The sequence below is a fragment of the Pararobbsia alpina genome (assembly GCF_965118125.1).
Lineage (GTDB): Bacteria > Pseudomonadota > Gammaproteobacteria > Burkholderiales > Burkholderiaceae > Pararobbsia > Pararobbsia alpina_A.
Genome location: NZ_OZ221287.1, coordinates 3,139,655 through 3,159,007 on the forward strand (window position 1 = coordinate 3,139,655; position 19,353 = coordinate 3,159,007).

Below are 19,353 nucleotides of genomic sequence, written 5' to 3' on the forward strand. Positions count from 1 at the left end.
GTTCGGAGCGTGCGATTCGGGTACGCGGTTCATTGATTGTCCCCGCTTCGCTGCAGCAACACGCGCAGCGACAACACAACGATCAGAATCGCCCCTTGCATGCCCACTTGCCAGTCCGGCGAGATATTGAGGAACGCCAGAAACGATGCAGCCAGTGTGAGCGTGATCGCGCCGAGCACGGCGCCCCATACCGACACGCGCCCGCCGACGAACTCGCCACCGCCAAGGATCACGGCCGCGATCGACAACAGCGTGTACCGCAGCGCGAGGTTCGCATCGGCCGATGTCGTCAGCCCGAGCAGGCAGAGTCCGGACAGCACACCGAATACGCCCGCCACGCCATACAGAATCGCCTTGCTGCGCACGAGCGACCAGCCGAAACGGCGCACCGCGCGCGGATTTCCGCCGGCGCCCCGTACGCGCACGCCGGCCGACGACCGCATCAGCAAGGCGTGACCCGCGAGACCGATGACGACGGACCACACGATCGGCGCAGCGATCACCGGGGTCTGGAAATTCATCAGGCCCGTAAGCCATGTCGGGCTCGTACCGCCGGGTGACGGCAAAAGCATCACAGCAAGCCCATTCCACACAAACGAAAGGCCGAGCGTGACGACGATCGACGGAATCTGGCGATATTCGACAAGCGCACCAATCGCGGCGTACAGCGCAACGCAACCCAGCAACGCCAGAATGCCGAGCAGCGGATGCTGGACGAGCAACGTCGCGCCGATGCACGCGACAAGACTCACGAACGGTCCGATCGACAGGTCCAGATCGTTGACCGTGATGATCGCGAGCTGAGCGAGCGTCGCAAGCACGATCGGCACCGCGAGGTTCAGCAGCAACCCCATGCCGAAGTAGCTGAATGTCGCGGGTTGGAGAAAAAAGATCGGCACGAGCACCGCGACCAGCGATATCGCCGGCAGCATCGCGCGCAGTCGTGCCTGGTCGAGACGGGCGATCATGCCGCATGCTCCTCGAAGCTCGCCGCGAGCAACGCGTCTTCGGTGCACTCGTGTGCAGCGAGCACGCGTGTCACGCGGGCCGAGCGGAATACGTAAGTGCGGTCGCAGTATGCGAGTTCGTCGTCTTCTGTTGTGTACCAGATAAACGTGCGGCCACGCGCAGCTTCGGCGCGAACCAGCTCGTAGATATCGCGTTTGGTGCCGATGTCGACGCCACGGGTCGGATCGTCCATCAGGATCAGATCGGCATCCGATGCGAGTGCGCGAGCGAACAGCACCTTCTGCTGGTTGCCGCCGCTCAGCGAAAGAATGCCCGACGTCATCGCTGCACCGCGAATGCCGATCTTCTCGCGCCATGTCGTCACGAGCGATCGCGTCGCTTCGGGATCGAGCCACATGCGTGCTTGCGACACCGGGCGCTGTGCGGACCCCGATGTGTCCGACGACTGCGCCGAGGGGATCGGAGCGTGCCCACCGAACAGCCAGCGAATGTCGAGATTCTGCGCAATCGACCAGAGCGGAAACACGCCGTCCCGCGCACGATCTCCGGCGACAAATGCGACGCGCTCGTGCGCACCGCGCCGCGTCGCGAGACGGTAAATCGCCAGAAGCGCTTCGCTCTGCCCCTGCCCCGCAAGGCCCGCGAAGCCGACGACCTCGCCGCGCGCCGCATCGATCGCGACGCGCCCGGCCGGCCCGACCTTCCACGCATAGCGCGGCCCGGCACCGGATTGCGCGGCAGCCTTTGCCTCGGACGGCGCGTTGCGCACCTCGATATGCTGCCCCATCGCGCGGATGATCGAGTCCTGAGTGAGCCCTTCGCGGGGCAAGACGGACACTACCGTCCCGTCGCGCATCACCATGACGCGATCGGCCACGCGCTCGATTTCGCGCAACATATGGCTGATCAGAATCGTCGAGATGCCAGCGTCAGCCGCCCGGCGAATAAACGTCAGTAACTGGTCGGCCGTATGCGCATCGAGGCTCGAGGTGGGTTCATCGAGTATGACGAGCCGCACCGGTGCATCGGTGACGGTGAACCCGCGCGCGATCTCGACCATCTGGCGTTGCGTCAGTGATAAATCGGCGACGAGTTCATTGCCCTTGATGCCATGGCCCGGAAAGATGGCGTCGAGCTGCGCAACCATCAACGACGTGGCGCGCGAACGCCAGCCGCGACCGCGCAGCTCAGGGTGCACGATGCACATGTTCTCGGCGACGTTGAGATTCGCGCAGAGCGACAGCTCCTGAAACACGCAGCGCACGCCCGCGGCGCGCGCTGCGTTGGCGTCGTAGGCCGTGCTCGCCTGACCGTCGATCGACACCGTGCCGTGATCGGGCGGGAACACGCCCGCGAGCACGGCCATCAACGTCGATTTTCCGGCGCCGTTATGGCCGGCGATGCCGACGCATTCGCCGGCATGAAACGCAAAGTCGACATCGGCAAGCGCCCGGACCTGCCCGAACGTCTTGCCGATGCCCGCAAGCGCGACAATGGGCCGGCCGCCTTGCGGCCTTTGCATCGACGTCTGCGTCACCACATCAGGGCGATGATTCGAAGGCTGCGACGACTGCCCTGTGTTCCTCTCGCTCACGCTACGTCTCCTGTGCCGGCCATTGCCACTCGATGCGACTACTTCGCGTCCACGACCTTCAACACGTCATCACGCGTGTAGATCTTGTTGGCGAGACCACCCTGCGGCGTCTTCGCGAGCACGCTGTCCAGTTCATCCGCCTTCACTTCGAGAAGCGGCATCTGAATGTCGTGCGGCAGTTTCTTGCCGGCGAGAATCTGCTGCGTGACCCAGAACGCGAACGTCGAGCATCCCGGCGGAATCGTGACCGACATCGTTTCATATCCGCTCTTGCGCTGCTCGGCCCACCACGCGAGCTCTTCCTGGCGGTTGCCAAGAATGATGATCGGCGTCGGGCGGCCGGCGTCCTTGATTGCGTTGGCCGCGCCAAAACCATCGCCGCCTTGCGTGAGCACGCCATCGATCTTCGGCAGCGTCGGCAGGATGCCGGCCACCTGCTTCTGCGCGACGGTCTGCGTCCAGTCGCCGTGCACCGAGCCGACGACCTTGAGGTCGGGGTACTTCTTGAGTTCGTCGACCATGCCCTTGTGGATTTCGTCGTCGACCGACACGCCCGCGAGGCCGCGAATCTCAAGCAGGTTGCCCTTGCCGTTCAGGCGCTTGGCGAGGTAGTCGACCTGCATCGATCCGAGCTTCTGGAAATCGACAGCGATCCGGTATGCGCATGGCTCGGTCGCGATGCCGTCGAACGAGACGACGGTGACGCCGGCAGCGCACGCTTGCTTGATCACGCCATTGAGCGCGGTCGGCGACGCGGCGTCAACGACGATCGCCTTATAGCCCTGCAGAATCAGGTTCTGCATCTGCTGAACCTGCTCCGTCGCCTGATTCTCGGCAGTCGTGAAGGTCGGCGCCGCGGCGACGATGCCTTGCTTGACCGCAGGATCCGCAGCCTCCGACCAACTCTTGAGCATGGTCTGGCGCCAGCTGTTACCGGCGTAGTTGTTCGAAAGCGCGATCTTCATTGAAGCGGTGCTGCCTGTCGCGGCCTGGGCAAAGACGGGTCCGGTTGCGCCTGCGGCGCACAACCCGATGACTGCGGACACCAGTAACGAACGCACGTGTTGTCTCCTGTATGTATGGATCGATGGCGACCGACGCGGCGCATGCGCCTGCTACGGTGCCCGACTGCCCCGCCAGCACCCCGCTTCGAACGCTTGCGCAGATCCACAGGAGCGTGTCCCTCTGGAGGCAGTCTGCGGCAGCGGCGGCCGGGTGTCTTTCGCGTTGGCTTCGGAAGATCGGCGTGCTCTGGGGCCGCTCGAGTCTCACGACCTCACTAATATACTAGTTATGTCAGCACATGCGAAGCCGTGTCAGCCCTTACTGACACGCGCGTCTCGATTTTTCAGATCTCTCTGACCCTTTTTCAGACCACGCTGCGCCGGGGATGTCCGATAGTACTCAGCTCCCCTGCCGCACTCGCGTTGCAGCCTTCCACAACCCTTCCCGAGCGGCTCCTTGCATTTTTCGATCAACCCCTGTTATTAACGTTTGACGTTAATAACGACGAACGTTAGTATCGATCATGATCAATTCGTTTGCATGTCAGGACACGGCAGCCCTGTATTTCGGGCAACGCGTGAAGCGGTTCGTTCAAATCGAGCGCGCCGCGGTGCGCAAGCTGCAAATGCTGAACGCTGCGGCCGACCTCCGATTCTTGCGAAGTCCGCCCGGTAACCGGCTCGAACCGCTGATCGGCGACCGCAGCGGCCAGTACAGCATCCGGATCAATGTGCAATGGCGCGTCTGCTTTCTATTCGCGGAAGGCGACGCAGACGATGTCGCAATCGTCGACTATCACTAAGGAGCAACACCATGACCCGAAAAGTCCCGCTGGCCCATCCTGGCGAGATCCTCAACGAGGAGTGGCTCAAGCCGCTGAAGCTCAGCCAATACGCGCTGTCGAAGGTGATCGGCGTCCCGCCGCGGCGAATCAATGAAATCGTCCAGGGCAAGCGCGGGATTACCGCCGATACCGCCGTGCGCCTGGCGGCCTATTTCGATACCGACGTGCAAAGCTGGCTGAATCTGCAATCGCAGTACGACGCTGACCTTGCCCGCGAAAAGATCGGCGAAAAAAGGCTCACCGAAATCCGCAGCCAGGGCATTCAAGTCGAGGCCGAGTGAAATCGATTGCGGGTGCGCGTGCAAAAGCGGGTTTCTCCTTTCAATCTGCTCCGATCGAACGAATGACCATCGATCCGGGCAGTCCGTGAGCGGACTGCCCGCGCCGCAGCCATGCCTTCGGGGCTGATCTGTGCTACCTTTGCGCTGTTTTTGCTAAGGGTGCCGGGCGCATCAGGCGCCCCGCTGTTCGGCGCCGCGGCGCCTTGCCCTTTTCGCGTGTTCCGCGCGTCCTGTACGCCGCCAGTCACGTTCATTGTGCATCGAGGAGCTCCGTGAGCGTCGCCGAACCCATCGAAACCCAAAACAATTCCAGCAAGCCCCACGAGACCGTCGTGCCGGCCGCCGCGTCCGCGCAGGCCCCCGCGATGCTCGATCCATCCATGTCGAACCCTGCTGCCGAAACCAACAGCGAGCGCGTCGCGTCGGGAAGCTCGTTCTACGCCGCCATGCGGATTTTGCCGCGCGCACAACGCGACGGCATGTTCGAGATCTATTCGTTCTGCCGCCAGGTCGACGACATCGCCGACGCCGATGGCCCGCGCGACGGACGTCAGGCCGCGCTCCAGCAATGGCGCAACGATCTTGACGACGTCTACGCCGGCTTGCCCCCCGCGCGTCTGCAACCGCTCGCCCGAACCATTGCCGAGTTCTCGCTCGACAAGGCCGATTTCCTCGCCGTCATCGACGGCATGGAAATGGACGTCGTGTCGACCATCGTCGCGCCCGACCTCCAGACGCTCGACCTGTATTGCGATCGGGTCGCCAGCGCGGTCGGCCGACTGTCAGTCAAGATCTTCGGCATGAAGCATGACGACGGGATTGCGCTCTCGCATCACCTCGGGCGCGCGCTCCAGCTGACCAACATCCTGCGCGACATCGACGAAGACGCGGACATCGGCCGCGTCTATTTGCCGCGTGAGACGCTCACGGCATCCGGGGTCTCGCCGCTGACGCCGGAGACGATCCGCGCAAGCCGGCTTGACCTCGCCTGCGCCCCGCTGATCGCACAAGCGAAGGAGCACTTCACGGTCTCGAACGAGATCATGAAACGCTACCCGCGCAAGGTCGTCATTGCGCCGAAGATCATGGCGCAGGCCTACGGCGCGATTCTCGACAAACTCATCGCACGCGGCTTCGGCACACCCCGCCCGCGCGTGCGCGTCTCAAAGCTGCGTTTGATTGCATTGCTCGTCTGGAATAAATATTTCTGACGCGCGACGATTCACCGATTCAAAGATTGAAGATGAACATGACTTCCGCCCTTGCGACGCCCTCCGCCCTGCCGATTGATCTCACGCCTGCGCTCGGCGCGACGGATGATCAGGCCGGTGCGCGCGAGCGCGACGAGGCGCGCCTCGACCACGGTATCGCTGCAGCACGCGATGCCCTGCTGGGGCTGCAGCACGATGATGGCCACTGGTTGTTCGAACTCGAAGCCGATTCGACGATTCCGGCCGAATACATTCTGTTCGTGCACTTTCTGGGCGAGACGCCGGACCTCGAACTCGAAGCCAAGATCGTCAAGTACCTCAAGCGCATTCAGGGTGAGCACGGCGGCTGGCCGCTCTTTCATGCCGGCCGGCTGGATGTGAGCGCGAGCGTCAAAGCCTATTTCGCGCTGAAAATGGCCGGCGAGTCGATCGATGCGCCCTATATGAAGCGCGCGCGTGAAGCGATCCTCGCGCACGGCGGCGCAAACATGAGCAACGTCTTTACGCGTGCCATGCTCGCGATGTTTGGCGTGGTCGACTGGAAAGCGGTCCCGATGATGCCCGTCGAGATCATGCTGCTGCCCAAGTGGTTTCCGTTTCACTTGTCGAAGGTGTCGTACTGGGCGCGTACGGTGATCGTGCCGCTGCTGGTGCTTCAAACGCTGCGTGCGCGTGCACGCAACCCCAAGGGCGTCACGATCGACGAGCTGTTTATCGGATCGCCGCGTGACGTCGGTGCGACGCCTCGCGCCAAACATCAAAGCCGCGGCTGGTTCACGTTCTTCAACGTGGTCGACAAGGTCCTTCGCGCGACCGAATCGGTCTTCCCGAAGCGCACGCGCAAGAAAGCGGTCGATGCCGCCGTCGCGTTTGTCGACGAGCGCCTGAACGGCGAAGATGGCCTGGGCGCGATTTTCCCGGCGATGGTCAACTCGGTCATGATGTATGACCTGCTCGGCTATCCGGCGGACCATCCGAATCGCGCGATCGCGCGCAAGTCGGTCGACAAGCTGCTCTCGATCGCTGACGACGAAGCCTACTGCCAGCCGTGTCTGTCGCCGGTGTGGGACACCGCGCTCGCAGCACATGCCTTGGTCGAAACCGGCGACGCACGCGCGATCGACGCCGCGACGCGCGGCCTGGACTGGCTCGTGCCTTTACAAATTCTCGATGTGCGCGGGGACTGGATTTCGCGCCGACCGAACGTCCGCCCCGGCGGATGGGCGTTTCAGTTTGCGAACCCGCACTATCCCGATGTCGATGACACTGCCGTGGTCGCAATGGCCATGGACCGCGTGCAGCGCCTGCATGGCGACCGGCGCTATGACGCCGCGATCGATCGCGGATGCGAGTGGGTGATCGGCATGCAGAGCAGCAATGGCGGCTGGGGTGCGTTCGAACCCGAGAACACGCATCTGTATCTGAACAACATTCCGTTCTCGGACCACGGCGCCCTGCTCGATCCGCCGACGGTCGACGTCTCCGCACGATGCCTCGGCATGCTTGCGCAATTGCCCAAGCGCCCTGAACGCGATGCCTCCGCGGCACGCGCACTGCAGTACCTGATCGACGATCAGGAAGACGACGGCAGCTGGTACGGCCGCTGGGGCATGAATTTCATCTACGGCACCTGGTCCGCCCTGCTGGGTCTGCGCGCAGGCGGCCTGAAACCCGGTGCGCCCGCATTACGCAAGGGTGCCGAGTGGCTGCGTTCGATCCAGAACCCCGACGGCGGCTGGGGCGAAGACGGCGAGAGCTACAAGCTCGAATACCACGGCTACGAAGCCGCGCCGAGCACATCGTCGCAAACGGCATGGGCGCTGCTCGGGCTGATGGCCGCCGGCTATGAAAACGACCCGGCTGTCGCCCGCGGTGTTCAATACCTGCTCGACACGCAAAACGCGGAAGGCCTGTGGGACGAAGCGCTGTTCACGGCCACCGGCTTCCCGCGCGTGTTCTATCTGCGCTATCACGGTTATCGCAAGTTCTTCCCGCTGTGGGCCCTCGCGCGTTTCCGGAACCTCACGGTTCACAACGCGTGCCCCGTGCCATGCGGGATGTAAGCGCGTGATCGTCGTCGTCACCGGGCTCGCATTCGAGGCACGTATCGCTGCCGGCCCCGGTGTTCGCGTCATCTGTCAGCAGAACCGTACGCTTGCCGACGTGCTCGTGCCCGCAATCGCCGATGGCTGCGAGGGGGTGGTGAGTTTTGGCACAGCCGGCGGGCTCGTACCCGACCTGAGACCCGGCGCATGGGTCATCGCACGTTCGGTCATCGCCGGTCAGCGACGCTACGAAGCGGACCCTGCATGGTCCACCGCCTTGCATGCGGCCGTGAGCACCGTGGTTCCCGACGTACGCATCGGCGATCTGGCGGGCGTTCAGGATCCCGTGGTGACGGCCAGCGACAAGGAAGCGTTACATCGCCGAACACACACCCTGGCCGCGGATATGGAGTCGCATGTTGTCGCAAGGCTTGCGACGGCGCGCGAGATTCCGTTCGTGTGTTGCCGAGTCGTGATCGACCCTTCCGAACGCTCACTCCCCGAGGCGGCCCTCGCCGGCATGCGTCCCGACGGCTCGACCGATATCGGCGCCGTGATTCGCTCGCTTCTCAAGAAGCCGACGCAACTGCCCGCGCTGCTTCGCGTCGCAGGCGATGCATCACGCGCGCAAAAGTCACTCGCCCGCGGGCGCACAGCAATCGGCAATCAGTTCGGATTCGTCGAACCGACACCACGTCCTGCCGCCGCAGAATTCGCGTAGACGGGCAAGTCCTCCGGTCCTCAACGTACACGCGTCAAAACAAAACACCCTCGAACGCTGGCGATCAATCCAACGTTCGAGGGTGTTGTCCAATCCTCGTCAAAGCGCATGCAAGACGTCCGCGAGTGGTGCGGCGCCGGTTACTTCTTCGCCTGCGCGCGGCCCTTCCACATACCGCCGCGACCCTGCCAATGCTGAAGCGCCGAATCGAAGGTGAACACCGAATACAGCGCGGCAATCGCCGGCAAGATCGGCGCCCACCAGCCCGAGCGCTGATAGAAGCGCAACATCGGCAGATACGCGACGCTCATGCCGATCCACGAGAGCAGGCCGAAGAACCGTCCCCAGCCATGACCGAACAGCGTCGCGAGCGGCGGAACGATAAACGTCAGAATCAGCGACACGAGCGTACCTGCCAGCAGCAGCGGCGAATACTTGAGCTGCGCGTACGCCGTTCTCGACACCATCTTGCGAATCTCGCCGAGATTGTCGTACGGACGCACACTCTGCGCGCGCTCGGTCAGCCCCAGCCAGATCGGCCCCTGCAGCTTGAGCCGCGCACCCAGCGCGCAGTCGTCGATGATCTCGTCGCGGATCGACTCGATGCCGCCGGCGGCTTCCAGCGACTCGCGATGAATCAGCATGCACCCGCCCGCCCCGGCCGCCAGCGGATGACCGCGCTGATTGACCCAGCGAAACGGATAGAGCATCTGGAAGAACAGCACAAACGCCGGAATCAGCGCGCGCTCGAACCACGCGTCACACCGCAGCTTCGCCATCAGCGAGACCAGCGACAACTGATCGTTGACACCGCGCAGCACCAGCTTGCGCAGATTGTCGGGCGAGTGCGCGATATCGGCATCGGTGTGCAGCAGCCAGTCCGGCTTCACCGGCGTACACGCCAATGCATCGCCTTGATTGAGCGCCCAGAGCTTGCCCGTCCAGCCTTCGGGCAACGGCGAACCCGTCATGACCGTGAGTCGCTGCGGAGCACCCGCCTCGACAGCGGCGGCTCGTGCGAGGTCTGCCGTTCCGTCGTCGCTTTGATCATCGACCACGATGATCCGGAACTCGCCGGGGTAGTCCTGGCGGCAGAGACTGCTGACCGTCTGCGCAATCGAACCGGCTTCGTTGCGCGCGGGAATCACGACGGCCACCGATGGCCATGTCGCGGGCGCCTTGAACCGAGCGTCGTCCTCAGGCTTGTCGTCCCGTTCCTCGGCGTGCCAGAAGCCTCCGCGCGCGGTCAGCAGGTACACCCAGATGACGAGCGAAATAAATGCGATCAGTCCAGCCATAGTCACCCATTCAGCCCAGATAACCGGCAACGCGGAACCACTCGACCGCGTCGCGAAGCCCTTCGGCAAACGGGCGCGCGGTATAGCCGAGTTCGGCCTGCGCCTTTGCCGACGAGAAGAACATTCGATATTGCGACATCTTGAGGCCGTCGACCGTCACGAACGGTTCCTTGCCCGTGAACTTGGCCACACCCTGCGCGGCCATCGCGATCGGATAGAGCGGCCAGCGCGGCAATGAGATCGTCGGCGCTGCCCGGCCGCACAACTGTGCGATCTTCGCGAGCATATCGCGCAACAGCACATCGTCACCGCCGAGAATATACCGCTCGCCGACTCGACCCTTGTCGAGCGCCAGCATATGCCCATTCGCGCAGTCGTCAACATGAACGAGGTTCAGGCCCGTGTCGACGAACGCGGGTATCTTGCCCTGAGCGGCCTCGACAATAATGCGGCCCGTCGGCGTCGGGCGGATGTCGCGCGGCCCGATCGGTGTCGACGGGTTGACGATCACCGCCGGCAGCCCCTGTTCGGCGACGAGGCGCTCGACGATGCGCTCCGCGGCGACCTTGCTGCGCTTGTAGACGCCGATCGTCGAATGCTCGTCGTTGGGGGCGTTCTCGTCGACGGGCGCCGTTGCGCCCTTCACGCGCAGCGTGGCCACGCTGCTCGTGTACACGATGCGCTCGACCTTGCGCCGCAACGCCGCTTCCATCGTCACGCGCGTGCCGTCGGCATTGGCTCGCATGATATCGCGGGGGTCAGGCGCCCAGAGCCGGTAGTCGGCCGCCACGTGAAACAGCACTTCGACACCTTCAAGCGCGCGTTCCATCGACGCCGAATCGCGCATATCGCCTTCGACGATCTCGATGTCGAGCCCGCGCAGGTTCTCGCGGGGACTCGTTGCGCGCACCATGGCACGCACGCGATAACCACGCGCGAGCGCGGACTGCACAACGGCCGAGCCGACGAAACCGGACGCCCCGGTCACCAGTACACGAGGTCCTGTCATAGCGATACGAAAGAGTGGCAGGTCAGATAGCGATACGGCCGCTGACGCGGCCGTATGGGATCCGCCGTCGGGCAGCGTGCGCCGCCCTTCGGCCCGGTTGGCATCTGGCGATCAGCCATCAACCGTTTCTGCGACGCGCTGTTTGCCAGCGGCCTTGCTGTTCTTGATCTCGGTCAGCTTGATCTCGACGTGCTTCGAAAACACATACTCTGCCGGGCGTGCACCGTCGAGCTTCACGTCTTCGACGAATGCGCCTTCGGTCTTCACACCGCGCAACGCCACGCCGAGCGCGCGCAGCGGATGCGCGATCGTTTCATTGACAGCCGACGCTTCGAAGCCGCTGTGCACCATGCAATCCGCGCACTTCTCATAGTTACCGACACCGTACTTGTCCCAGTCGGTGGTCTCCATGAGTTCCTTGTACGTCTTCGCGTAGCCTTCGCCGAGCAGGTAGCACGGACGCTGCCAGCCGAACACCGTACGCGTCGGGTTGCCCCACGGCGTGCAGTGATAGCTGCGATTGCCGGCCAGGAAGTCGAGGAACAGGCCCGACTGGCTGAATGCCCAGTCCTTGCCGCCGTTGCCGCGACGCAGAATGTCGCGGAACAGGTGCTTGGTCTTTTCGCGGTTCAGGAAGTGTTGCTGATCCGGCGCGCGTTCGTACGCATAGCCCGGCGACACCGTGATGCCGTCGACGCCGATTTCCTTGACCGTATCGAAGAACGCCGCCACGCGCGCCGGTTCGGCGTCGTTGAACAGCGTGCAATTGATGTTGACGCGGAAGCCGCGTGCCTTGGCGAGCTTGATCGCCGCAACACAACGGTCGTACACGCCTTCCTGACTCACCGAGTGGTCGTGCATTTCCTTGTCGCCGTCGAGGTGAATCGACCAGACGAAGAACGGGCTCGGCTCGTAGTCATCGATCTTCTTCTCGAGCAGCAACGCGTTCGTGCACAGGTACACGAACTTCTTGCGCTCGATGATGCCCTTGACGATACGCGGCATGTCCTTGTGCAGCAGCGGTTCACCGCCAGCGATCGAGACGACCGGTGCGCCGCACTCGTCGACGGCCTGCATCGAGTCTTCGTACGAAATGCGCTGGTTCAGGATTTCGTCCGGATAGTCGATCTTGCCGCAGCCGTTGCACGCCAGGTTGCAGCGGAACAACGGTTCGAGCATCAGCACGAGCGGGTAACGTTTGACGCCGCTCAGGCGTTGCTTCATCAGATAACTGCCTACATACGCCTGTTGCAGAAAGGGAATGCCCACAGAGACTCCTTGTGTATCAGTTCGCCGCGATAGTCGGGCCAGGCCCGTCGCGGTGTCAGGCGGCCGGGGCCGCCTCGATCAGTTCGGCCGGCAGGCGGAACTGAATGGTTTCTTCGATGCCGTCCATGACCGACACGTCGACCGGACCCAGCCGGCGCAGTGCATCGATCACGTTCTCGACCATGCTTTCGGGAGCGGACGCACCGGCCGTGATACCGACCGTATTGGCGCCCTTGACCCATTCGGGGTTCAGCTCGCTTCCGTCGGCGAGCAGATAGCTCGGCACACCGACTTCCTCGCCGATTTCGCGCAGGCGATTCGAATTCGAGCTGTTCGGCGCACCGACCACGAGCAATACATCGGCACGCTCGCACAGGCCGCGCACCGAGGTCTGGCGATTTTGCGTCGCGTAGCAAATGTCTTTCGTGTCGGGACCGACGATATTCGTAAAACGGTTCTGCAGCTTGCCGATGATGCCCTTCGTCTCGTCGACCGACAGCGTCGTCTGCGTCACATACGAAACAGGTTCATCGACCTTGAGGCCCAGTTGTTCGACGTCGTCTTCGGTCTGCACGAGATGCACCGGACCGTCGATCTGGCCCATCGTGCCCAGAATCTCGGGGTGGCCCGCATGACCGATCAGGATCACCTGACGCCCGTTGGCCAGGTAATTCTTACCCTGAATATGCACCTTTGTCACGAGCGGACACGTTGCGTTGAGCACCTTGAGGCCCCGCTCTTCCGCTTCCTGCTCGACAGCCTTGGCGACACCATGGGCGCTGAAAATCGTCACCGCGCCGGCCGGCGCTTCGGACAATTCTTCGATAAATACGGCCCCTTTCGCCTTCAACGACTCGACGACATGGCGGTTATGAACGATTTCATGCCGCACGTAGACCGGCGCGCCGAATTTCTGCAATGCGCGCTCGACAATCTCGATTGCGCGAACAACACCTGCGCAAAAGCCACGAGGTTGAGCAAGAATAACCTGCATTAAGGTCTCCGCTTTGAATCCATTAGAGCGCTGAAAACCCTGTCACGCCCATCATGTGGACGCTTATTTTCCGACCCGGTTTTCAGAAATAACCGCGATTGTAACGCCCGCGCGCGAATATTGCCGATCGCACGGTCGTTCGGAAGGCTATTCGCGGTGCGGCTTCCCGCCGGACGGCCGATTATCTGGGCATCGCTTTATTGGCGTGGCAGGCGCCGGGGCAGCATTTTCGAGCCGCTGACTGCGTACCTCCCACGCCGTCAGTCCGGCTCACGGCCACCGTACTTCTATTTGGCGCCCGTTGCTATTAGCGCATCACCCGCCTTATCGGATGACATAACCATGTCGCATGCTTGACGAATCCAATGCGGCACTGAACTGCCCGAACCTTTCGATACGTTACTGCGCCACGCGCGCATTGTGTTCCTGAAGGAACTTGATCAGGCCGTCGACGCCACCCTGGGAGAGCTGGCCCGCGAACTGCTGCTGGTACACGCGAATCAGCCAGGCGCCGCCCATATCGATGTCGTAGATTTTCCAGCCGTCGTCGGTCAGGCCCAGTCGGTAGCCGACCTGCAGATCGTCGTCGATGCCGCTGACATCGCTTTGCACGACCGCATCCTTGCCGTTCGAGCCGACCTGAGGCGGATCGATCTTGAATTTCACGGCCTGGCCACGGACCTGGGTCAGCTGGAGGGCATACGTGTTCACAAGCAGCTGCTGGAACTGTTCAAACAATTGCTTTTGTTGATCGGGCGTCGCGGAGTTCCAGGCCGAACCCACTGCGATGCGCGTCGTACGCTTGAAGTCCGTGTAGGGCACGAAATTCGTCTCGACGACCTTGATAGTGGCCTTGAGGTCGCCGTCGCGAGCAGCGGGGTCGGCCTTGGCGGCCTTGACCGTCGTTTCGACAGCCTGCTTGACGACGTCGTTGGGGCCGGGCTTGGCGGCCTGGCCGTAAGCCACTGTCATTGCACACAATGCGACCAATGCTACGATGAGTTTCTTCATTACGTCCTTCCCTGCACAATACGGTCGGCCTTCGGGATTGTGGACCGCCAACGGACTGAATCGTCGCCATGAAATGGCGCATCAGACCGGGCGGGCTAAGTTTTACGAAGACGGGAGCGATATTTTAGCCTCTGCCGGACCCGCCCGCACTGCCGGAGTGCGCACGCGCCGTGCCGGACCCCTGCCTTCCTTGAACCTCTTTAACTCAGGATTTCTTGCATGCTGACTTCGTTGATCGTGCGCATCGTTCGCTATTCGATGCGTCACGCCTACCTGGTCATCGCTGCGTGGCTGCTGCTCGCCGTACTGAGCGGCTGGTATGCCGCCTCGCATTTCGCGATCAACACCGACGTCAGCTCACTGATCGATTCCAGCCCCGAATGGAGCGACCGCGGCAAGGCGATCGATACCGCGTTCCCGCAACGCTCCGACGTGACGCTGGCCGTCGTCGAAGCGCCGGCCGCCGAATTCGCGAGCCTCGCCGCGAACGAGCTGGCCCAGAAGCTGGCGGCCGACAAACAGGCGTTCAGCAGCGTGACGCAGCCCGGCGCCGGCGCGTTCTTCGAACACAACGGCCTGCTGTTCGCGTCGACGGCGGATGTACAGAAGCTCTCCGCCAAGCTCAAGGACTCGAAGCCGCTGCTTAACCGGCTTGCACGTGATCCGACGCTCGGCGGCCTGTCGAGCCTGCTTGCGGTCACGCTTCAGGTGCCCCTCACGACCGGGCAGGTCCAGCTTGCCGACATGGGCAAGCTGCTCGGCGCGAGCGCCGACACGATCGACGCGGTGCTGGCGGGCAAGCCCGCAGCCATGTCGTGGCGCGCGCTGGTCGACCCCGATACGAAGGCCCGCAGCTTCGTCGAAGTCCAGCCCGTGCTCGATTTCAGCGCGCTCGAGGCGGGCGCGGCAAGTTCGGACCGTATTCGCGCGGCCGCCGACGCGCTGCACCTCAAGGAGCGCTACGGCGCGACGGTCAGCCTGACCGGCCCGCGGCCGCTTGCCGATGAAGAGTTCGGCTCGGTCAAGGAAGGCGCGATTCCGAACGCAATCGGCACGCTGCTGTGCGTCCTGGTCATCCTGTGGCTTGCCGTGCGCTCGCGCCGGATGGTGGTCGCGGTGTTCACGACCCTCATCGTCGGCCTTGTGATCACGGCGGCGGCCGGCCTGCTGATGGTCGGCGCGCTCAATATGATTTCCGTCGCGTTCGCCGTGCTGTTTATCGGTATCGGCGTCGACTTCGGCATTCAGTTCGGCGTGCGGTATCGCGAGGAACGGCATCTGCACGGCGACCTCGAGCAGGCGCTGCTCGCCGCCGCGCGTTCGATCGCTATGCCCCTCGCGCTCGCGGCCGCCGCGACGGCGGCCAGCTTCTTCTCGTTCCTGCCGACCGCCTATCGCGGCGTGTCGGAACTGGGCCAGATCGCCGGCGTCGGGATTCTGTTCGTCGCATTCCCGTCGAGCATTTCGCTGCTGCCCGCGCTGATCGCGATCTTCAAGCCGAGCGGCGAGCGCGCCGCACCGGGGTTTCGCTGGCTCGCCCCCGTCGACAAATTCACGGCGCACTACCGCAATGCCCTGCTGATCGGCACGCTGGTGCTCGTGGCAGCGGGCCTGCCCTTGCTCGCGCATCTGCACTTCGACTTCAACCCGCTCGACCTCAAGGACCCGCACACGGAATCGATGCGCACGCTGCAGCGCCTCGCCGACTCGCCTGAGGCCGGCGTGAACAACGTGCAGGTGCTCGAGCCCTCGCTCGCGGCGGCGGACGCCGAAGCGAAGAAACTGAGCGCCGTTCCGGAAGTCGGCCGCGTGATGACGCTCAGCGATTTCGTGCCCGACGACCAGGACGCCAAGCGCGCCGCGATCGCGGATGCGGCGTCTCAACTGCTGCCGATTCTGGATCAGGCGCGCGCCCAGCCGATGAGCGACGGCGCCCGAACGTCCTCGCTCAAGCTGGCCGCAGGCCTGCTCGAAAACGCCGCCCTTGACCATCCGGGTCCGGGCGCGCAGCAGGCCACGCATCTCGCGGACTCGCTGCGCAAGCTCGCGAAGAGCGACGCCGCAACGCGCGACCGCGCTGACCGTGCGATTGCACTTCCGCTGCAAACGGCGCTTGCCGAGCTTCACGCTGCGCTGACGCCCCAGTCGTCGATCACGATCGACACGCTACCGCCCGATCTCGTCGCACTCTGGCGTACGAGGGACGGTCGCGCGCTTGTCGATATCTCGCCGCGCGTCGCGCCGGGCGCCAACCCGAACGACACGGAACTGCTGCGCCGCTTCAGCAAGGCGGTGCTCAAAGCCGAGCCGCAGGTCATCGGCGGACCGATCTCGATCCTGCATTCGGCCGACGTCATCGTGCACGCGTTCATTCAGGCGGCCGTGCTGGCGCTCGTGTCGATCACCATCCTGCTGTGGATTGCCTTGCGACGGTTTGGCGACGTGCTGCGCACCCTGGTGCCGTTGCTTGTATCGGCCGCGGTTACGCTTGAGATTTCCGAGCTGATCGGCCTGCGCCTGAACTTTGCGAACATCATCGCCTTGCCCCTGCTGCTCGGCGTCGGCGTCGCGTTCAAGATCTACTACGTGATGGCGTGGCGCAACGGGCAGACGAAGCTGCTGCAATCGAGCCTGACGCAGGCGGTGATCCTGTCGGCGGGCACGACGGCGGTGGCATTCGGCAGCCTGTGGCTCTCGCACCATCCGGGCACGTCGAGCATGGGCAAGCTGCTCGCGCTCGCCTTGCTCTGCACGCTGATCGGTGCGGTGTTCTTCCAGCCGGTGCTGATGGGCAAGCCGCGCCGCAGCGCGCGCTCAAAACGGCTTGCGCGGGCGCGCGTCAGCCAGAATCAGAACGAGAGCACGGTCAGCAAGTAAATCGCTAGCCGGCCGTGACCCGCTGCCCCGAACCCGTCGCTGCCCTCACCGGCGGGTTCGCGAGCTTGTCGCGAATCGCGCGCTTGATCGACGCCGCGATGCCGTCGGCATCGAGACCCACTGACGCAAGCTGCTCGGCCGAATCGCCGTGATCGATAAATGTGTCGGGCAGGCCAAGCTGCACGACCGGCACGCGGATGCCTTCGGCCGCGAGCACCTCGATGCATGCGGAACCCGCACCGCCCATGACCGCCCCTTCTTCAACCGTGACGATCAGGTCGTGGGTCTGGCCCAGCCGCTTGACCAGCGCGGCATCGAGCGGCTTGACGAAGCGCATGTTCGCCACCGTCGCATCGAATTGCGCGGCCGCCTTAAGGCTGGGTGCGAGCATCGATCCGAATGACAGGATCGCGATCCTCGCACCGGCCGACGCAGCCGACTCCCGGCGGATCTCCGCCTTGCCGATCGGCAAGGCCGTCAGCGCTGCCGATACGGCGACGCCGGGGCCCACACCGCGCGGATAGCGCACGGCAACGGGGCCGGTGATCTGAAGCCCCGTATGCAGCATCTGACGGCACTCGTTTTCATCAGCGGGTGCCATCACCGTCATGTTCGGTATGCAGCGCAGATACACAAGATCGTAGGCGCCCGCGTGCGTCGCGCCATCCGCACCGACGACGCCCGCGCGATCGATCGCGAACAGCACCGGCAGATTCTGCAGCGCGATATCGTGAATCAGCTGATCGTAGGCGCGTTGCAGGAAAGTCGAATAGATCGCCACGACCGGACGCAGCCCCTCGGTCGCCATGCCACCCGCGAAGGTGACGGCATGCTGCTCGGCGATGCCCACATCGAAATAGCGATCCGCAAAGCGCTGTTCGAACTCCACGAGCCCGGAGCCTTCGCGCATCGCGGGTGTAATGCCGATCACACGCGCATCACGTTCGGCTTCGTCGCACAGCCATTCGCCGAACACCGCGGTATAGGTTCGCCGCGGTGCGGCGGGTTTGATCCCTTCGAGCGGATTGAATTTACCGGGGCCGTGATACAGCACCGGATCGGCCTCTGCGAGCTTGTAGCCCTGCCCCTTGCGAGTAATCACATGCAGGAACTGCGGGCCGTCGAGACGCTTGAGATTCTCGAGCGCCGGGATCAGCGAATCCAGGTCGTGCCCGTCGATCGGGCCCACGTAGTTGAACCCGAACTCCTCGAACATCGTCGCCGGCGTGACGAGTCCCTTCGCATGCTCTTCGATCTTGTGCGCAAGTTCGAGCATCGGAGGCGACTTGCGCAGCATCTTGCGCACACCCTCCTTGGCACCCGTATAGAAACGTCCCGAAACGAGTCGGACGAGGTAACGATTCAGCGCGCCAACCGGCGGCGAGATCGACATCTCGTTGTCGTTGAGGATCACCAGCAACGGAACGTCGCTGACACCCGCATTATTCAGCGCCTCGAAGGCTTCGCCGGCGGTCAGCGCGCCATCGCCGATCACCGCGACCACGCGCCGGTCGTCGCCGTTGAGCTTGCTGGCCGCGGCCATGCCGAGCGCGGCGGAGATCGACGTGCTCGAATGCGCGGTGCCGAATGCATCGAACTCGGACTCGCAGCGGCGCGGAAAGCCTGATATGCCGCCCCATTGGCGCAGCGTCGACATGCGCGCCCGACGCCCCGTCAGGATCTTGTGGGGATACGTCTGATGCCCGACGTCCCAGACGATGCGGTCGAATGGGGCGTTGAACACATGATGCAAGGCGATTGTCAGCTCGATCGTTCCGAGATTCGACGAGAGGTGACCGCCCGTGCGCGACACACTGTCGAGTACGAATTCGCGAAGTTCACCGGCCAGTTGCTGCAACTCTGCGCGAGAGAGCCCGTGAAGCTGAGCCGGATGGTCGATCGTGGGAAGCACTTTGTGCATGGTCTTATTCATCCCTTGCAACGCGGCGCTGAGCAACGAGCCGCTAGCCCATCGGATCGAACCCGGGCAACCGCGCCCCGGTCCGATGACTCAAGCCTATACGTCCAAAGCGCGAATGCACAGTCCCCGGCAAGATTTGCACACTCAGGTCGTTGCAACGCACGACGCCGGTCAACCACGAACAGGACGTGCGGCATGGCCTGAAAAGCGCCTTCACCCCGCCTTCTTGCGCGATGTTGGACGACGGCCCGGCGTTGTACCAAGACAACGCCGGGCCGTTACATGCCGAACCAATCGTTACGAA

General features: G+C 63.6%; 15 protein-coding genes. 6 read left to right on the forward strand and 9 right to left on the reverse strand.

What is annotated here, in order from left to right:
* Nucleotides 1-29: 29 nt before the first annotated feature.
* The 3 genes from ACMFWR_RS13585 to ACMFWR_RS13595 all read right to left on the reverse strand — a co-directional run bounded on the left by ACMFWR_RS13585 (nt 30) and on the right by ACMFWR_RS13595 (nt 3,528).
* Nucleotides 30-968, reverse strand: a complete 939-nt coding sequence (locus ACMFWR_RS13585) for an ABC transporter permease (RefSeq protein ID WP_413192169.1) — start codon at nt 966-968, stop codon at nt 30-32.
* Nucleotides 965-2,491 carry an ATP-binding cassette domain-containing protein gene (locus ACMFWR_RS13590; RefSeq protein ID WP_413194892.1) on the reverse strand — a complete coding sequence of 509 codons (1,527 nt, stop codon included), beginning with the start codon at nt 2,489-2,491 and terminating at the stop codon, nt 965-967. Before ACMFWR_RS13590 ends, ACMFWR_RS13585 begins: the two co-directional genes overlap by 4 nt.
* A 110-nt stretch (nt 2,492-2,601) precedes the next feature.
* Entirely contained in the window at nt 2,602-3,528 is a 927-nt protein-coding gene (locus ACMFWR_RS13595) for an ABC transporter substrate-binding protein (RefSeq protein ID WP_413194893.1), read from the reverse strand.
* A gap of 563 nt (nt 3,529-4,091) precedes the next feature.
* Between ACMFWR_RS13595 and ACMFWR_RS13600 the strand changes: the two genes are divergently transcribed.
* The 5 genes from ACMFWR_RS13600 (at nt 4,092) to ACMFWR_RS13620 (ending at nt 8,670) form a co-directional block, all read left to right on the forward strand.
* Entirely contained in the window at nt 4,092-4,370 is a 279-nt protein-coding gene (locus ACMFWR_RS13600) for a type II toxin-antitoxin system RelE/ParE family toxin (RefSeq protein WP_413192170.1), read from the forward strand.
* Between the two features lie 11 nt (nt 4,371-4,381).
* Nucleotides 4,382-4,693: a HigA family addiction module antitoxin gene (locus tag ACMFWR_RS13605; protein WP_413192171.1), complete on the forward strand. Its 312-nt coding sequence runs from the start codon at nt 4,382-4,384 to the stop codon at nt 4,691-4,693.
* Nucleotides 4,694-5,058: 365 nt separating this feature from the next.
* The gene (gene hpnD / locus ACMFWR_RS13610) at nt 5,059-5,904 is read left to right on the forward strand and encodes a presqualene diphosphate synthase HpnD (protein ID WP_413194894.1); all 846 of its coding nucleotides are present in this window, start codon (nt 5,059-5,061) and stop codon (nt 5,902-5,904) included.
* A gap of 32 nt (nt 5,905-5,936) precedes the next feature.
* Nucleotides 5,937-7,967: a squalene--hopene cyclase gene (shc, locus tag ACMFWR_RS13615; RefSeq protein ID WP_413192172.1), complete on the forward strand. Its 2,031-nt coding sequence runs from the start codon at nt 5,937-5,939 to the stop codon at nt 7,965-7,967.
* A gap of 4 nt (nt 7,968-7,971) precedes the next feature.
* Nucleotides 7,972-8,670 (forward strand): phosphorylase, encoded by a 699-nt coding sequence (locus ACMFWR_RS13620; protein ID WP_413192173.1) that lies wholly within the window; start codon nt 7,972-7,974, stop codon nt 8,668-8,670.
* 140 nt (nt 8,671-8,810) lie between these two features.
* On the opposite strand, the gene ACMFWR_RS13625 is transcribed toward ACMFWR_RS13620, so the two are convergent.
* The 5 genes from ACMFWR_RS13625 to ACMFWR_RS13645 all read right to left on the reverse strand — a co-directional run bounded on the left by ACMFWR_RS13625 (nt 8,811) and on the right by ACMFWR_RS13645 (nt 14,251).
* Nucleotides 8,811-9,968, reverse strand: a complete 1,158-nt coding sequence (locus ACMFWR_RS13625; protein ID WP_413192174.1) for a glycosyltransferase — start codon at nt 9,966-9,968, stop codon at nt 8,811-8,813.
* A 10-nt stretch (nt 9,969-9,978) separates the two neighbouring features.
* The gene (hpnA, locus tag ACMFWR_RS13630; RefSeq protein ID WP_413192175.1) at nt 9,979-10,977 is read right to left on the reverse strand and encodes a hopanoid-associated sugar epimerase; all 999 of its coding nucleotides are present in this window, start codon (nt 10,975-10,977) and stop codon (nt 9,979-9,981) included.
* 111 nt (nt 10,978-11,088) lie between these two features.
* On the reverse strand, nt 11,089-12,246 hold the full coding sequence (gene hpnH, locus ACMFWR_RS13635; protein ID WP_413192176.1) for an adenosyl-hopene transferase HpnH: 1,158 nt from the start codon (nt 12,244-12,246) through the stop codon (nt 11,089-11,091).
* Between the two features lie 55 nt (nt 12,247-12,301).
* Entirely contained in the window at nt 12,302-13,240 is a 939-nt protein-coding gene (gene ispH, locus ACMFWR_RS13640; protein ID WP_413192177.1) for a 4-hydroxy-3-methylbut-2-enyl diphosphate reductase, read from the reverse strand.
* 399 nt (nt 13,241-13,639) lie between these two features.
* Nucleotides 13,640-14,251: a phospholipid-binding protein MlaC gene (locus tag ACMFWR_RS13645; protein ID WP_413192178.1), complete on the reverse strand. Its 612-nt coding sequence runs from the start codon at nt 14,249-14,251 to the stop codon at nt 13,640-13,642.
* A 219-nt stretch (nt 14,252-14,470) separates the two neighbouring features.
* On the opposite strand from ACMFWR_RS13645, the gene ACMFWR_RS13650 reads away from it, so the two are divergent.
* On the forward strand, nt 14,471-17,128 hold the full coding sequence (locus ACMFWR_RS13650; protein WP_413192179.1) for an MMPL family transporter: 2,658 nt from the start codon (nt 14,471-14,473) through the stop codon (nt 17,126-17,128).
* A gap of 4 nt (nt 17,129-17,132) precedes the next feature.
* Here ACMFWR_RS13650 and dxs read toward each other — a convergent pair whose 3' ends face one another.
* Nucleotides 17,133-19,049, reverse strand: a complete 1,917-nt coding sequence (gene dxs / locus ACMFWR_RS13655; protein ID WP_413192180.1) for a 1-deoxy-D-xylulose-5-phosphate synthase — start codon at nt 19,047-19,049, stop codon at nt 17,133-17,135.
* Between the last annotated feature and the right edge of the window lie 304 nt (nt 19,050-19,353).

Bases quoted from the DNA above. Each gene is read 5' to 3' on its own strand.
- ACMFWR_RS13585 (WP_413192169.1), bottom strand. From the start codon at position 968: ATGATCGCCCGTCTCGACCAGGCACGACTGCGCGCGATGCTGCCGGCG.
- ACMFWR_RS13590 (WP_413194892.1), bottom strand. From the start codon at position 2,491: ATGCAAAGGCCGCAAGGCGGCCGGCCCATTGTCGCGCTTGCGGGCATC.
- ACMFWR_RS13595 (WP_413194893.1), bottom strand. From the start codon at position 3,528: ATGAAGATCGCGCTTTCGAACAACTACGCCGGTAACAGCTGGCGCCAG.
- ACMFWR_RS13600 (WP_413192170.1), top strand. From the start codon at position 4,092: ATGATCAATTCGTTTGCATGTCAGGACACGGCAGCCCTGTATTTCGGG.
- ACMFWR_RS13605 (WP_413192171.1), top strand. From the start codon at position 4,382: ATGACCCGAAAAGTCCCGCTGGCCCATCCTGGCGAGATCCTCAACGAG.
- hpnD (WP_413194894.1), top strand. From the start codon at position 5,059: ATGCTCGATCCATCCATGTCGAACCCTGCTGCCGAAACCAACAGCGAG.
- shc (WP_413192172.1), top strand. From the start codon at position 5,937: ATGAACATGACTTCCGCCCTTGCGACGCCCTCCGCCCTGCCGATTGAT.
- ACMFWR_RS13625 (WP_413192174.1), bottom strand. From the start codon at position 9,968: ATGGCTGGACTGATCGCATTTATTTCGCTCGTCATCTGGGTGTACCTG.
- hpnA (WP_413192175.1), bottom strand. From the start codon at position 10,977: ATGACAGGACCTCGTGTACTGGTGACCGGGGCGTCCGGTTTCGTCGGC.
- ispH (WP_413192177.1), bottom strand. From the start codon at position 13,240: ATGCAGGTTATTCTTGCTCAACCTCGTGGCTTTTGCGCAGGTGTTGTT.
- ACMFWR_RS13645 (WP_413192178.1), bottom strand. From the start codon at position 14,251: ATGAAGAAACTCATCGTAGCATTGGTCGCATTGTGTGCAATGACAGTG.
- ACMFWR_RS13650 (WP_413192179.1), top strand. From the start codon at position 14,471: ATGCTGACTTCGTTGATCGTGCGCATCGTTCGCTATTCGATGCGTCAC.
- dxs (WP_413192180.1), bottom strand. From the start codon at position 19,049: ATGCACAAAGTGCTTCCCACGATCGACCATCCGGCTCAGCTTCACGGG.